Annotated in this window: 13 protein-coding genes; 8 read left to right on the top strand and 5 right to left on the bottom strand. The window is 49.5% G+C overall.

Annotated features, from left to right (window positions below; genetic code table 11):
* Positions 1-10 precede the first annotated feature (10 nt).
* Both LEUMU_RS0116020 and LEUMU_RS0116015 read right to left on the bottom strand, forming a co-directional pair.
* Positions 11-1,276 (bottom strand): sarcosine oxidase subunit beta family protein, encoded by a 1,266-nt coding sequence (locus LEUMU_RS0116020; protein ID WP_022953309.1) that lies wholly within the window; start codon positions 1,274-1,276, stop codon positions 11-13.
* Positions 1,277-1,419: 143 nt separating this feature from the next.
* Entirely contained in the window at positions 1,420-2,010 is a 591-nt protein-coding gene (locus tag LEUMU_RS0116015; RefSeq protein ID WP_022953308.1) for a helix-turn-helix domain-containing protein, read from the bottom strand.
* Positions 2,011-2,120: 110 nt separating this feature from the next.
* Between LEUMU_RS0116015 and LEUMU_RS0116010 the strand changes: the two genes are divergently transcribed.
* Positions 2,121-3,677, top strand: a complete 1,557-nt coding sequence (locus LEUMU_RS0116010; protein WP_022953307.1) for a trimethylamine methyltransferase family protein — start codon at positions 2,121-2,123, stop codon at positions 3,675-3,677.
* A 23-nt stretch (positions 3,678-3,700) separates the two neighbouring features.
* Positions 3,701-6,118 (top strand): GcvT family protein, encoded by a 2,418-nt coding sequence (locus LEUMU_RS0116005; RefSeq protein ID WP_022953306.1) that lies wholly within the window; start codon positions 3,701-3,703, stop codon positions 6,116-6,118.
* Here the strand turns inward: LEUMU_RS0116005 and LEUMU_RS0116000 are convergent.
* Positions 6,115-6,552 carry a hypothetical protein gene (locus tag LEUMU_RS0116000; RefSeq protein ID WP_022953305.1) on the bottom strand — a complete coding sequence of 146 codons (438 nt, stop codon included), beginning with the start codon at positions 6,550-6,552 and terminating at the stop codon, positions 6,115-6,117. The two genes, LEUMU_RS0116005 and LEUMU_RS0116000, sit on opposite strands and share 4 nt — an antisense overlap.
* A gap of 330 nt (positions 6,553-6,882) precedes the next feature.
* Between LEUMU_RS0116000 and LEUMU_RS28980 the strand changes: the two genes are divergently transcribed.
* From LEUMU_RS28980 to LEUMU_RS0115975, 5 genes are all read left to right on the top strand, one after another.
* A complete protein-coding gene (locus LEUMU_RS28980) occupies positions 6,883-7,989 on the top strand; it encodes a GTP-binding protein (RefSeq protein ID WP_022953304.1) in 1,107 nt (368 codons plus the stop codon).
* A gap of 24 nt (positions 7,990-8,013) precedes the next feature.
* Complete coding sequence (locus LEUMU_RS0115990) at positions 8,014-8,655, top strand: DUF8082 domain-containing protein (RefSeq protein WP_022953303.1); 642 nt, start codon at positions 8,014-8,016, stop codon at positions 8,653-8,655.
* Positions 8,656-8,670: 15 nt separating this feature from the next.
* On the top strand, positions 8,671-9,876 hold the full coding sequence (locus LEUMU_RS0115985; protein WP_022953302.1) for a HAMP domain-containing protein: 1,206 nt from the start codon (positions 8,671-8,673) through the stop codon (positions 9,874-9,876).
* Entirely contained in the window at positions 9,876-10,292 is a 417-nt protein-coding gene (locus LEUMU_RS0115980; protein ID WP_022953301.1) for a hypothetical protein, read from the top strand. The genes LEUMU_RS0115985 and LEUMU_RS0115980 overlap by 1 nt, the downstream gene beginning before the upstream one ends.
* A 125-nt stretch (positions 10,293-10,417) precedes the next feature.
* Positions 10,418-10,819: a hypothetical protein gene (locus LEUMU_RS0115975; RefSeq protein ID WP_157474366.1), complete on the top strand. Its 402-nt coding sequence runs from the start codon at positions 10,418-10,420 to the stop codon at positions 10,817-10,819.
* 174 nt (positions 10,820-10,993) lie between these two features.
* Here the strand turns inward: LEUMU_RS0115975 and LEUMU_RS26440 are convergent, their stop codons facing one another.
* Entirely contained in the window at positions 10,994-11,767 is a 774-nt protein-coding gene (locus tag LEUMU_RS26440) for a M15 family metallopeptidase (protein WP_022953299.1), read from the bottom strand.
* A gap of 98 nt (positions 11,768-11,865) precedes the next feature.
* On the bottom strand, positions 11,866-13,215 hold the full coding sequence (locus tag LEUMU_RS0115965; RefSeq protein WP_022953298.1) for an MFS transporter: 1,350 nt from the start codon (positions 13,213-13,215) through the stop codon (positions 11,866-11,868).
* Positions 13,216-13,282: 67 nt separating this feature from the next.
* On the opposite strand from LEUMU_RS0115965, the gene LEUMU_RS0115960 reads away from it, so the two are divergent.
* Positions 13,283-14,170 (top strand): DNA ligase, encoded by an 888-nt coding sequence (locus LEUMU_RS0115960; protein WP_022953297.1) that lies wholly within the window; start codon positions 13,283-13,285, stop codon positions 14,168-14,170.
* Positions 14,171-14,175 lie beyond the last annotated feature (5 nt).

Genomic DNA, 14,175 nt, shown 5'->3' with positions numbered 1-14,175 from the left:
AGTCGTTCCCTTATCCGTGAAGCTTGGGGTCTGGCCCCGCGCCGCGTTCATCAATGTTATACCCACGCGCAAAACGCTTCAGGTCAAAGTTGGCAATCACCGGATCGGGGCGATCATTAGCAATCAAATCGGCAAAGTACCAACCGGAAGCGGGGCTGGATTTAAAGCCGCCGTAATTCCATCCCGCATTCAGATACATATTGCTAATGTCGGTTTTGCAAATAAACGCGGAGCCATCCATCGACATATCCATTACTCCGGCCCAGTGGCGCAGTAATCGAACGCGCCCCAAGCAGGGCATGATTGAGGTTGCCGCTTCACACACATCTTGCACGGCGGGTAAGTTGCCGCGTTGCGAATACGATTTATACCAATCTAAATCCGCACCAAACACCATGCCACCTTTATCCGATTGAGAGATATAAAAGTGTGCGCCACCAACCCCAAACACCACCACCTGATCGAGTAATGGTTTTAACGGCTCCGATACAAAGGCTTGCAGCAAATGGGATTCGATGGGCAGATTGCCTTGTCCCGCCATTTGCCAGAGGCGGGAAGTATTTCCTGCTACGGCTAAACCTAATTTACCGGTTTTAATATCACCGCGAGCCGTTTGAATACTGGTGACTTTGCCATTATCGCGAGTGATGCCGGTGACTTCGCAGTTTTGAATAATATCGACACCTAAGGCATCAGCAGCACGGGCATAGCCCCAAGCTACGGCATCGTGTCTGGCTGTGCCAGCTCGCTTTTGCACCGCCGCGCCAATAATCGGGAAGCGCGCACTGTCATAATTAAGGTGAGGGACTTCTTCTTTGAGTGTGGGCAAATCCCATAGCTCGCCATCCGAGCCCGTTAGGCGTATGGTGTTGTATCGTCGTGCGGCGGCATCTCTGGCCGAAGGGCTGTGTAGCAAAGTGATATGAGAGCGTTGGCTAAACATGACGTTGTAGTTCAGCTCATGGCTTAGGTTTTCCCAGAGCTTGAGCGAGTGCTCGTAGAATTGTCGATTACCGGGGAGCATGTAATTGGAGCGTACGATGGTGGTGTTGCGTCCTGCATTACCGCCACCAATCCAGCCTTTTTCAACCACGGCGATATTTTTAAGCCCGTGGTTTTTAGCCAGATAATACGCGGTGGCCAAGCCATGCAAGCCGCCGCCAATAATCACAATATCGTAAGCGGCTTTCGGTTCGGGGTCGCGCCAGGCACGGGTCCAACCCTTTTGGCCGGTGAGGCCGTTTTTAAAAACGCTCCAAGCGGAATAGCGAGTCATATCATTTCCTGCTAGTACGACGGTTTGCCGGTGGGCTTATCAGAGTCGGACTCCGGTCAGCAATGCCAAAACCTTAGCAGGCTTCAAATTAGAAAATCAAACGCTTTCGATATATCGAACAAATTATAATATAACGGAACGCTCTAAATTGGCTTTGTGTTGTATTGCGCGGGCAGTGCAACGACTAAGAGACCGGTCGCAGGTTCATCGCCAATATTGTGAATACTATGCGGTTGATCGGCGCGGTAGCGTAGCGTATCGCCAGCATAGGCAGTCGCCGTTAAACTGCCCGCTTTCACTTGTAACGTGCCAGAGAGGCAAGAGAGGTGTTCGTAGGTCCCGTTGGCATGTGCTTCGGAGTTTAGAATACCACCGACTTCGGCGATCAGTTCATACCACTCGATGGGCAGTACCGTACGTAAAGGGTTAAGCATTCTAAGGGTGCATAGGTCGTCGGCGCTGCCTTTTACGGGTGTGGAATACGCGGGTGTATGTCGGATAATGTTATCGGTGGTAGCCGACTCGCCGAGCATGCTGAGATCAATTCCCAGTGCCTGTGTTAGATTCCAGACCACGGTGAACGTTGGGCTAACCGTACCGCGCTCAATTTGTGAGAGCATGCTTTTCGAGATGCCACACAGTAATGCCAGCTTTTCCAGAGTCAGATTTTTTTCTTTGCGATTAGCTCTGACGATCCCACCAAGATGTTGTAGCGGTTTGTGATTATTCTGCATTTACAAATCCAGTATAAAGGATTAAATTCGATATATTGTACTTCACCCGAATGATAACGTCACGTATCCCTACGGCGCTGTCGGTAATTTACAGAACTGGAGAATCATGTATGAGCGAGGCCCCTGTCAGAGCATCCCGTCGAGGACGGCGCGCTAAAGGTAATGCCACTTCAGAGCCAGCGGCATTCCAGCAACTACCGTGGAAACAGCTAAAGCACTTGGACGGGTTTACCGAAGTCGCCACCGCTGAGCAGCTGGATATGATTCACGATACCTCGATGCGTATTTTGGAAGAGGTGGGTATCGATGTGCTGAATGAAGAAGCGCGTCGCTTAATGGTGGAAGCCGGTGCCAAGCTCGGTGATGATGGCACGCGAATGTATTTCGATCGTGGCTTGATTATGGAAAAAATCGCCACGGTACCTACTGAGTTTACGTTGCACGCCCGCAACCCTGCTCACTCGATTCAAATTGGCGGGCCTTATATCAATTTTGGCAGTGTCGCCAGCGCACCCAATACTAATAGCTTAGACGGTGGCAGGCGGGCCGGTAATCAGCAAGATTATCGCGACTTTCTCAAGCTAATCCAAAGTTTCAATATCATTCATTTCACCTCAGGCTATCCGGTTGAACCGGTGGATATTCACGCCTCAGTGCGCCATTTAGATTGTCTGGCTGATTGCGTAAGGCTGACCGATAAACCCTTTCATGCTTACTCCCTTGGTCAGCAGCGTAATTTGGATGCGCTGGAAATTGCCCGCATCGGTCGGGGCATTAGCCAAGAACAACTCTTGCAGGAAACCAGTTTATTTACGGTAATTAACAGTAGCTCTCCGCTGCGTTTAGACGACCCGATGCTGCAAGGCATTATTGAAATGTCGGCGATGAATCAGGCGGTTGTGCTGACGCCATTTACCTTGGCGGGCGCGATGGCGCCGGTGACAATTGCCGGTGCACTGGCGCAGCAAAATGCTGAAGCACTCGCTGGTATTGCGTTTACCCAAATTGTGCGTGCAGGTTCGCCAGCGGTGTATGGTGGCTTCACCTCTAATGTCGATATGAAATCCGGTGCGCCAGCCTTTGGTACGCCGGAGTATTTGCGCGCCGCTCAGATCAGCGGGCAGTTGGCACGTCGCTATGGCATTCCATTTCGCTCATCCAATGTGAATGCCGCGAACTCAGTTGATGCACAAGCCGGTTATGAATCCACCATGGCGCTATGGGGTGCGATGAGTGGCGGCTGTAACTTTTTAATGCATGGTGCCGGTTGGTTAGAAGGAGGCTTGAGCGCCTCATTTGAAAAACTGGTGATGGATGTCGACTTGCTGCAAATGATGGCGGTATGTCTGGAAGGGGTAGAAATTACCGAAGCTTCACTGGCGCTGGATGCCGTGAAAGATGTGGGGCCGGGCGGTCATTTCTTCGGAACAGAGCATACGATGTCGCGCTACAAAGATGCCTTTTATTCACCACTGGTTTCTGACTGGCGCAACTTTGAAAGCTGGGCGGAAGCCGGTGCACCCTCGACCGTGCAGCATGCCAACACCTTATATAAACGCATTCTCAATGAGTACCAGCCGCCGGCGCTTGATCCTGCGATTGATGAAGAGCTGGAAGCGTTCGTTACACGGCGCAAAGCAGAAGGTGGCGTGGCTACCGATTTTTAAGGAATAACCAACGGAGAAACAGTGTGAAATCACATGTACAGGTAGCGGTGATTGGTGGCGGCGTGGTAGGCGCTAGCGTGTTATACCATCTGACTAAACTGGGTTGGAAAGATGTGGTGCTGATTGAGCGTTCCGAACTGACATCGGGCTCGACTTGGCATGCAGCCGGCGGCTTTCACACATTAAATGGCGACACCAATATGTCGGCCCTGCAAGGCTATACCATTGAGCTCTATAAAGAGTTGGAGAAAGTATCGGGCCAATCGTGTGGCTTGCATCATGTCGGCGGCCTGACGTTGGCAACCACCAAAGAGCGCATGGATTACCTGAAGGCGGAACATGCCAAGCATCAGTATATGGGCTTGAATACCTCGATTGTCGGGCCGGATGAGATTCGTAAAATCTCGCCAATCACTAATACCAAAGGCGTGATCGGTGCTTTGTATGATCCTTTAGATGGCCACCTTGATCCCTATGGCACCACCCATGCCTATGCTAATGCCGCCAAAATTCAGGGCGCAGAAATCTATTTGCATACTCATGTTCAGGCGCTAAATCCGCGTAGTGATGATGGCTGGGATGTGGTCACTGAAAAAGGCACGATCATTGCTGAGCATGTGGTGAATGCCGCTGGCTTATGGGCGCGTGAAGTCGGGCATATGGTGGGCATTGAGCTGCCGCTGCACCCGATGGAGCATCAGTATCTGGTCACCGATGACATTCCCGAGGTGTATAACCATGACTGTGAATTGCCGCATGTGATGGACCCGGCTGGCGAGAGTTATTTAAGACAAGAAGGTCGCGGGTTGGTGATCGGCTTTTACGAGCAAAACTGCACGCCATGGGCCACGGGTAAAACTTCTTGGGGCTTTGGGCATGAGCTATTAGAGAACAATCTGGATCGTATTGGTGACTCGCTGGCCATTGCTTATGATCGTTATCCCGTGCTGGCTGAGGCGGGTTTAAAAACCATTATCAATGGTCCGTTTACCTTTGCGCCGGATGGTAATCCCTTAGTTGGTCCAGTACCGGGTTTGAAAAACTTCTGGTCAGCCTGTGCGGTGATGGCTGGCTTTAGTCAAGGCGGTGGCGTTGGGCTAACCTTGGCTGAGTGGATGGTTGAGGGCGAACCGTCGCGGGATGTGTTTGCAATGGATGTGGCGCGCTTTGGGAATTTCAGTACCCGCGCTTATACCCGCAATAAAGTCATCGAAAATTATCAGAAACGCTTCTCAGTTTCTTACCCCAATGAAGAGCTTCCGGCTGGTCGACCACTGCATACCACATCACTCTATGAAATCTGGAAAGCGCAGGGTGCAGTATTTGGGCAAGGCTTTGGTATGGAGCATGTGAACTACTTTGCCAAAGCCGGTGAGCCACGCTTTGAAACGCCCAGCTTTAATCGCTCAAATGCCTTTGAGGCAGTGGGCGAAGAGTGTCGAGCGGTGCGTGAAGCGGTTGGCCTGAATGAGATTCATAACTTCGGTAAGTTTGAAGTCACTGGCGAGGGTGCGACGCAGTGGTTGGATTACATCATGGCAGGTCGCATTCCAGCCGTGGGTCGTTTGACTCTGGCGCCGATGCTAAGTCCGAAAGGCCGAATTATTGGTGATTTTACGATCTCGCGCTTGGCGGACAATCATTATCAACTGACTTCATCGTATGGCGCGCAAATCTACCATCAGCGTTGGTTTGAGCAGCACTTGCCGGAATCTGGCGTAAGCATTCGCAACATCTCCGATTCGCGCATTGGTTTGCAGATTGCGGGGCCTAGAGCTCGCGAGGTCTTATCCCAAGTGACTAATCTTGATTTATCAACGGCGGCATTCCCATTTTTAAGTGTGCGGCAGGGTGAGGTTGGCTTGTGCGATGCGATTGTGCAACGAGTCAGTTACACCGGTGATTTAGGGTATGAGGTGTATGTAAATAGCACGCAGGCCGTGAGCTTGTACCACACGTTACGCCAAGCCGGTGAAGCCTTTGGAATGCGCCCGTTTGGAATGCGCGCGATGATGAGTTTACGGTTAGAAAAAGGCTTTGGCTCATGGCTTCGTGAATACAGTCCGGATTATACGCCGCTGGAAACGGGACTGGATCGCTTTGTGCGCTATGACAAAGCTGCCGATTTTATTGGTAAGGCAGCTGCACTAGCGGATCGGGAGCAGGGTGCTTCGCGCTGCTTGGCGACCTTTGTGGTGGAGGTTGAAGATACGGATGTGAATGCCGATGAGCCAATCTGGAAAGATGGAAAAATTGTCGGCTTTGTGACATCAGGAGGCTATGCGCATTGGGCAAAGCAATCCGTCGCGATAGGCTTTTTACCGCCGGAATTGATTGTAGAAGGGGCTGCAGTAGAGATTGAAATTCTTGGGGAAAAGCGGCCGGCAAAGGTGATTACCCAGCCGCTATTTGATCCCTTATCCGAGCGGATGCGTGCTTAGTTTGCTTTGAATACGACTGGAATTCCCATCACGACTTTATCAAAGCCTGGTGGGAATTTTGTTTGTGTGTTTTGCGTATACGTGTAGGTTTCAGCTTGAGTCACAACAGTTAATGTTTCTGCACCTGATGGGCGACCTTGCTCAGCAGTAGAAGTTACTTTGGTAAAATTAGCATTTTCCAATCCAGTGACCAGCCAGTTATAGCTATTTGGGACTGTTTTAGTCGTCTGGCTAGAAAGGGTTGCACCATTAGCTGCCTTGTTGACGAGTTTAACGGACAAATCGTTATTTTTGATTGTCCACTCTTTGCTGCCTGAGCCATTACTAACTTGATAAGTCACTTCACTGATTTCTTCGGGTACCGGAGTTGGCACGAAATCATAATTACAAGCGGATAAAAGTGACGCTAAAAGAGCTATCCATAAATAACGCATGTTTGTTTCCTTGTGTGTAAATTTTATTATTCAGTTAATAAGCCAAGGGTCTACACTTAGTCAAATTGCTTACTGATGCTTGGTCAGCAAAACGCGTTCAAAGGTTCAATTCTGCGGTGGTTGCCGAGTTGCGCATAAGCGATTAAACTGAAAGAAATCTGAGGTTTACCCAATGATGGGAATTGCTCAGTTTGTTCGCATTAGCCATTATCATTACCCCTGAAATAATGGTTGGATGACGACCCTGCTGCCATTTAGTGACTGTCGTGTCGGGTTGCTTCATTAGTGTTTATGGCGCGCAGGTCATACTGTTCATGGTACACAACACCGATGAACGGAAGCAATGGTTGGTTTGAAAAGGAATGTCGCCCCTTGCAGTATAAGCTCATTATTACCGGACCCGTGGGTTCGGGAAAAACAACAGCCATCAATTCATTGACGGATAATAATGCCGTGCAAACGGATGCGCCTGTCTCCGACGCGATTACGCTGGCTCGTAAATCAACCACCACCGTGGCGATGGACTATGGGACTTTGCGAGTGGCGGATGACGTGATTCATGTCTATGGCACACCGGGGCAAGAACGTTTTGATTTTATGTGGGAGATTCTGTCAGAAGGGGCTGATGGTTTAATTATTCTGCTGGATAATAATCGTAATTATCCGTTTCGTGATCTGAAGTTTTTCTCTGAGCAGTTTGCTGATTTTATTGCGAAATCGGGGCGCTTGATTATCGGGGTGACTCGCCTTGATATTCGTGAGCCATTGCTGCCGGAAGTGTATGAAGATTGGATGGAGCAGCTGGGCCTGAAGGCTGAGATCATTAATATTGATCCTCGCAAAAAGCAAGATGTGATGCAGTTGGTGCAGAAGGTTTTGGATATCAATGCTGAAGAGACTGTTGCCACTGCCGATTCCCCAGATACCATTAAAATCGTAGATGCCGTAGATGCCGTAGATGCCGTAGATGCCGTAGATGCCGTAGATGCCGTAGATGCCGTAGATGCCGTAGATGCCGTAGATGCCGTAGATGCCGTAGATGCCGTAGATGCCGTAGATGCTCCAGCGCCTTCTGAGCCGGTTGCTACTCGTCCGGTACAAACAAATTTCCAGCTAAACCAAAAAGCCATGGCCGCCATCAATGGCATGCCGGGCATTACGGGCATCACCATTAGTGATCACATGGGCGAGCTGCTGGATTCCACGGTGGATGATGAATCATTAAATGAATTCGCTGCCTACCTCTCCGGTCTCACGCCAGCGCTAATAGAAACCGCTGAGCTAGGCCCTATTCACCGAATTATGCTGCGCGGTCCTGAGGACGATAACCTCACTGTATTTGTCGAAGCAGAGCGTTCATTAGGCGTGTGTTCGGAGCGCTCGCTCTCGGTGCAGACGCTAAGTCAACAAGTTGAGGATATGCTGCAATGGTTGTAAAGCTGCCAAAGGGCGTGAACTAAGATGCAATCAATCATTGAAGCCATTAGCGCATTAAATGGGGTTCGGCATGTCAGTCTATATCACCAGAATGAGTTGCAAGCGACCACCTTTGAGCCTTCACAGCAGGCGGCAATGGATGCGACTGGGATTTTGTTTCGGCAGATTTTTAATGCCTTAGAGGCGGTTAAAAAAACGCATAATGAAATTTACTGCTCAATTGACAGCGGTTATCTGGCAGCCTTTCACTTGCATGGCCATTATGTCGCGGTATTACTGACTGAGAAAAAGATTAACTTTCCTTTGATCAATATGGGCTTGAAATCAGCCTCTGAGAGCTTGCGCCAACAGGATGAAGCGCTGGAAGCAGAACGGCTTTTGGAGTTAAGAGCGGCCCGAACCATACCAGAGCATGATGCGCCGGTATCGATTGACGCAGAGCTGCAGCCTGTCTTTGACGCCTATACCAAAATATTAATGAATATATCCGGCCCTGCGGCTAGCGTGGTGGTTGACGATGCGGTTGAGCAATGGACCAAGACTTACCGTCAAACCCCTGAAAACCTGACATTCCTGATTACAATTATTCAAGAAGCACTGGAGTCAGATCAAGATAGGCAGCAATTTGCTGCAGAGGCTGCTGGAGTCCCGTTACCAGCCATGTAAAGGATTACGTGCACTATGAAGAAAATCCGCAATACGCTGATGCTGACCATGATGGTCGTCAGCTTACTGCCCGTGTTATTGATTGGTGGCTACAGTTATTACAGTAGCTCGCAGACGTTACGCGAAACCGCGCTCAGCCAGCAAAGCAACCGATTGGAGCAATTGCAGCAAGCGCTTGAATATCAGCTCAGTGGGGTGGAGCAGGATTTACTCTATTTGAGTGATGCCAGTGCCATGCAGTTGTATCTGGCATCCAAAACGGGTGATACGCGCCGCAATCAACTGCTGCTGACGAATTTGCGTAACTCCTTGCAGCAATTCACGCAGCAACATACCTTGTACTCTGCCGTGCGGTTTTTGGATCGCAAAGGCGATGTGCTGGTGGCTATTGATCGGCAAAGTGATGTCTCAAACAGTGAAGCCTCGAAACCTACTGGTAAGAAAGCCGCTGTGCTTAACCTTAGAGCGCGCAACTACTTTAGTAATACGATTAGTTTGCAGCGGGGGCAGGTGTATATCTCACCGATGGAATTGCGTCGCAACGAGACCGGTATTCTGAAGCCGCATCAACCGACGATTCGCTATGCCACCGTAGTAAAAAATACGGCTGGCAGTACTCAAGGCGTGTTGGTGCTGAACCTTGATGCGCAGCAATTAATTGATCAACTTACGCAATCCACCCAAGCGGGTTGGCAGAGTTTATTGACCGATCCGCAAGGCTATTACTATTCCCACCCTGATCCGGCTTTGCGTTGGGGTAGTACTCGTGATCTAAACACGGAGCACAATGCATTTAACGATGAATCATTGGGCTTAGCCACGCTTAAAATGAGCGGAACCTTGGTGCAGTTGGAAACCAAGGATTCGGTGGTGCTATCACGCAAACTAACGCTGGGAAAAGGACGCCCGGAGTTAGGCTACTTGATTACCTTGGCCCCTAAGGCACTAATTTCAAAACCAATTGATCAGTATTTATTGGTGTTTTTGGGCATTGTGCTACTGAGTTTAATGCTGAGCTTATGGCTGGCTAAAACGCTGGCAGACTCCTTATCAAAGCCTCTGGTCTCGCTAACCGCGCAAGTTGAGAAACTCACCAAGGGTGATGTGGAAACGCCTATTCACAGCAACGCGGGTAATGAGATTGGCGAGCTATCGCAAGCCATTGAGCTGCTACGAAAATCAATGAATATCTTAATGAAACGCTCAAGGAAGGGCAGCTAATGAAGAGTATTTTGATCATCTTTTGCATTCTGTTTATGTGGCTGGTGGCCGGGGTTTCCTTTTATGAAATCAAAGTGGCAGGCCCTCGGGCTAAAGCGAAAGAGGCAAAGCAGGCTAAGTTGAATCCTCAAAAAACTGCGCCATCAACAAGTGCGAAGTCGCAAGCCAATAATCAGAAGGCTCAGCGAGAGGTTGAGTCACCAACAAGTAGTACTAAAAAAGAGTCACTGCAGCAGTCAAGTGCAGGTAAGTCGCTTACTAAATTACCGATTCAATCAAGCTCTCGCGTAGTGGATGTCACCTCTAATAATCTATTAGCTACCGATACGCTGGCCCGCAGTGATTTGGAAATTGAAGAAGCGGTTCGTTTGGATATCCAACGTGCCGTAGCAGCGCAGGTCGCCAAAATGAATTAATGCCCTGTCTAAATGGGCAGGCCTGTGAAATAGTGAGTCACGTGACTTAGCATTGAACCTTTCGATCAATAACAATCAAAATATAAGATGTTAAGAATGCGTTTAATTAATTTGAGGGATCACCGATGAGACTAAAATTTATATTACTGGCGGGATTAATGGCGATGTCGGCCAATGCGGCGGCGGATACAATTTATGCAGGGCGTCAGGCTTGTTTGGAAGTGTTAAAGGTACATCCGATGCGCTTGCAGCTAACGGCAAAAGGTGAAGCGAGTACCAGTGGCTGGAGCGCTCCGGATCTGGTTGCTCGGACTTATGAAGTGCCTCCGGAAGATGGTATTTTAGATCTCGACTTTACGGCCACGCGACCTACAGGTATTGCGCTGACGGTGATTAGTCCGATCTCCGTTAAAGTCCAAATCACCGCTCCGGAATGGTTAAAGGGCGTGAGGATTCACAGTAATACAACTGCACTGGAGTTGCCGCTAAATAATGGCGTATGTACCAGCGATGGGCTTTCTACCTAAATAATATAATCTTCTGATATGAAAAAAGGCCAGCATTATTAACTAATGCCGGCCTCTTATTTTGAGCCGCTGATTGATCTCACTTGGACCTTTTAGCCAAGCCTAATCTCTGTGCTCAATTTAGTTTTTGCCATTTAAACGGCTGCCACTGTAGCGACCGCTCGCATCAAATACTCAGTTACAAACCGGATTAATTCCCAGCACGTAGTTCTCTACAATACCAATGCCTTGCGCGGTTTCTGAACCACGGAATCCACTAAACATTGCGTCATAAACCCGCAGTCGGGATTGTGCTGTGTATTGCTGCGATAAAGGTCGGAATGACCAATGCCATTTTTCCTCATTATAACCGGTTGGGCGCAGCTCACTTTTGGCAGTGTAGGGTTGGCAAAAGCCATAGCGTGGTGCATTCTGAACCAGCCAGTCATACACACGCTTACCGGTTCCGGAAGCAAAGTAGCTATTGTTGAATGAGTTTAAATCGATGTCCGTTCCCCAGTGGTGGCGCGAGCTGCCGGGCATGGAGCTGTATTCCAGAATCTTACGGGCGCGCAGCACAGGGTCTTTAATTGTCTTCTGAATATTGCGGATACCACCGACGCTACGTTTGCCATCCCACTTGCCTTCCCAGATGGCTTTTTGCTGGTAAAAGTTGCGGGCGGCGGACTTGATGACCAGCTTTACACCCGCCAACTCAGCATCACGATGCATGGCTTTAAACGCGTCATAAGCCATATTTTGCATATACATGCCACTGCGCGAGGCATAGCGGGTGCTGATTTTAGAGAAGTCATCACGCTTCGCCGGATCAAACTGGCCCATTAAAAAGCCAGTAGAAATAGTGGGGTCAGTATGCATGTGTGCATCGGCCTGTGCCGTTTGAGCGCCCAGTAATCCGACCATCAAAAGGGCGGAGAGTGTTTTTGGTATTAGGTAGTTGGTCATCATATTTTTAATATTCGATTGATTGAAGTTTGTACGCTTTGAGAGCCTGAGCGCCGCAAAAGTTCAACGGCACTGGCGAATGGCTCTCGTCATTAAAAGGCTTAGCCGATACGTGAGCGAACCTTAGGCAGCAGTACGAGTGAAATAATAAACAGCACAATTACTGGCGTCACGCCAATGCGTTGGCTGGCAAATAAGGTCGTGGTGGCGGCAATTGCAATCGGTGCGATAAAGCTGGTTGCGCGGCCAGAGAGTGCATACAAACCAAAGGCTTCGGTCATTTTTTCTGGCTCAGCTTGGTCAACCATTAACGTGCGGGACGCGGCTTGCAATGCACCACCAGCTGCACCAATCAGTGCGCCACAAGCATAAAACAAGAGGTCTGGAAGGTTAGAGCCACTGGGCAATGCGATCCACAAAACGTGCTCAGGGTCGGTGCTAACCACCAACACACTGGCTAGTATCAGTAGTAAAATACAAGCACGCACGACCGGCTTTGGCCCGAATCGCGCATCCATACGGCCACCAATCCAGGCACCAATTGCGCCAGTCACATTGGCTAAAATACCGAAGATACCAATCTGCACAATCGACCACTGCAACACGCCCGCCGCGTAAATTCCACCAAAGGCATACAAGCCATTTAAGGCATCACGGTATAGCATGCTGGACATTAGAAAGTTCAGCAGGCTTTGGTTTTTAGGCAGATTGCGAATGGTTGACCAGAGTGATTCCAGACTGCGCTTTACCGCACCTAGTGCTTGTGCGCGCTTAGGCTGATCGGGGGTAAATAGAAATAATGGGATGATAAACAGTGCAAGCCAGATTGCAGTGAGTGGGCCACTCGCGCGGTCGCCTTCATGAGTTGCGGGATCAAGTCCGAACAGGGGCGAGCCACCTAGCAGGGTTTTGCCACTTTCAGGGTCGGCTACCATAAAGCCCAGTATGAGGACTAAGCAGAACAGCCCGCCAACATAACCCAGTGCCCAGCTGCTGCCGGAGAGTTTTCCCAACTCTTCACGAGGCACTAAATCGGGCATCATGGCATTATTAAAAACGGCGGCAAACTCAAAGCCAATTAAGGCAATACCAAAGGCGACTAATCCCCAAATTAACATACTGTCGCTGGCATTGGGCAGTATCCACCACAAGCCCAACGAGCCTAATACCCCGAGCAACGAGAAACCAAAAATCCAAGGTTTACGCGGGCCAGTAGCATCGGCAAGTGCGCCGAGTACGGGCGATAACAGCGCAATAATTAAACCGGCAATTCCAACGGCATAGCCCCAATAGGTTTGGCCAACCACATCGCTGCTAGCTACTTGGCTGGTGAAATAGGGTGCAAATACAAAGGTGAGAATTAAGGTGTGAAACGGCTGCGATGCCCAGTCAAATAGCATCCAGCTCCAGATGCCTTTGCGAGGAACTTGCTGTGGTGTTGTGCGATTCATGAGATGGTCTCGTGATGGTTAATAGCTAGCATAAACGATGGCGTTTGCTATAGCTATGGTGTGATTCATGCTGAGTTTATACGCGACTTTAGATAATGCTACGATGAATATTACTTACACGAATTTATCGATCACGTTGGCCATCAGTTTGCTGGCAACGCCCTTTGCACTACAGGCTGGCGAGCTGCCGGAGCCGGATTTACTGTTGGCGAAAGTGTATGCCAAGCAAACCGATCTTAGCCAATATTGGGCTAGTGAAAAGTACGATGGCGTGCGGGCCTATTGGAATGGCGAGCAGTTTATCTCCCGTCAAGGCAATGTGTTTCATGCGCCGGATTGGTTTACTGAAGGATTTCCAAAGCAAGCACTGGATGGTGAACTATGGATTGGTCGCAATACCTTCGAGCAGCTGATTAGCGCGGTGAGTAAAGATCAACCGATCGATAGCGAGTGGCAGCAAGTGAGGTATATGGTGTTTGAGCTGCCGGATGCGCCGGGGAGTTTTTCTAAGCGACTGGCTAGTTTGCGAACGCAGGTTGCGTCGGTGGATAGTGATTATTTGGCGCTGGTACCGCAATACCGAATAGCCTCGCATGATGATTTAATGGCGCAATTAGAGGTGGTCGTGAAAGCGGGTGCTGAAGGGTTAATGCTGCATCATGAGCTGGCGGATTATCGTATGGGCCGTAGTGATGAATTATTGAAAGTGAAGCGTCATGACGATGCGGAGGCGCGCGTGGTTAGTTATATTCCGGGTAAGGGAAAATATCATGGAATGATGGGGTCGTTGTTAGTGGAAATGCCGGATGGGACGCAGTTTCGGGTGGGGAGTGGATTTCGTGATGCAGAGCGTCGTAATCCGCCTCCGATTGGTGCGTTGATTACTTATAAGTACTTTGGCAAAACCAAGCGTGGTAAGCCAAAGTTTGCGAGTTTTTTGCGGTTACGGAACTGAGTTTT

Origin of the sequence: Leucothrix mucor DSM 2157 (genome assembly GCF_000419525.1) — a bacterium.
In the GTDB taxonomy this organism is placed as follows: Bacteria; Pseudomonadota; Gammaproteobacteria; order Thiotrichales; family Thiotrichaceae; genus Leucothrix; species Leucothrix mucor.
Note: the sequence above shows the minus strand (reverse complement) of the source record. Positions and strands in the feature narration are given on the sequence as shown.

Coding starts and splice junctions, on each gene's coding strand:
- LEUMU_RS0115985 (WP_022953302.1), top strand. CDS start 8,671: ATGAAGAAAATCCGCAATACGCTGATGCTGACCATGATGGTCGTCAGC.
- LEUMU_RS0115980 (WP_022953301.1), top strand. CDS start 9,876: ATGAAGAGTATTTTGATCATCTTTTGCATTCTGTTTATGTGGCTGGTG.
- LEUMU_RS0115965 (WP_022953298.1), bottom strand. CDS start 13,215: ATGAATCGCACAACACCACAGCAAGTTCCTCGCAAAGGCATCTGGAGC.
- LEUMU_RS0116000 (WP_022953305.1), bottom strand. CDS start 6,552: ATGCGTTATTTATGGATAGCTCTTTTAGCGTCACTTTTATCCGCTTGT.
- LEUMU_RS28980 (WP_022953304.1), top strand. CDS start 6,883: ATGAACGGAAGCAATGGTTGGTTTGAAAAGGAATGTCGCCCCTTGCAG.
- LEUMU_RS26440 (WP_022953299.1), bottom strand. CDS start 11,767: ATGATGACCAACTACCTAATACCAAAAACACTCTCCGCCCTTTTGATG.
- LEUMU_RS0115990 (WP_022953303.1), top strand. CDS start 8,014: ATGCAATCAATCATTGAAGCCATTAGCGCATTAAATGGGGTTCGGCAT.
- LEUMU_RS0116010 (WP_022953307.1), top strand. CDS start 2,121: ATGAGCGAGGCCCCTGTCAGAGCATCCCGTCGAGGACGGCGCGCTAAA.
- LEUMU_RS0116015 (WP_022953308.1), bottom strand. CDS start 2,010: ATGCAGAATAATCACAAACCGCTACAACATCTTGGTGGGATCGTCAGA.
- LEUMU_RS0115960 (WP_022953297.1), top strand. CDS start 13,283: ATGCTGAGTTTATACGCGACTTTAGATAATGCTACGATGAATATTACT.
- LEUMU_RS0115975 (WP_157474366.1), top strand. CDS start 10,418: ATGAGACTAAAATTTATATTACTGGCGGGATTAATGGCGATGTCGGCC.
- LEUMU_RS0116020 (WP_022953309.1), bottom strand. CDS start 1,276: ATGACTCGCTATTCCGCTTGGAGCGTTTTTAAAAACGGCCTCACCGGC.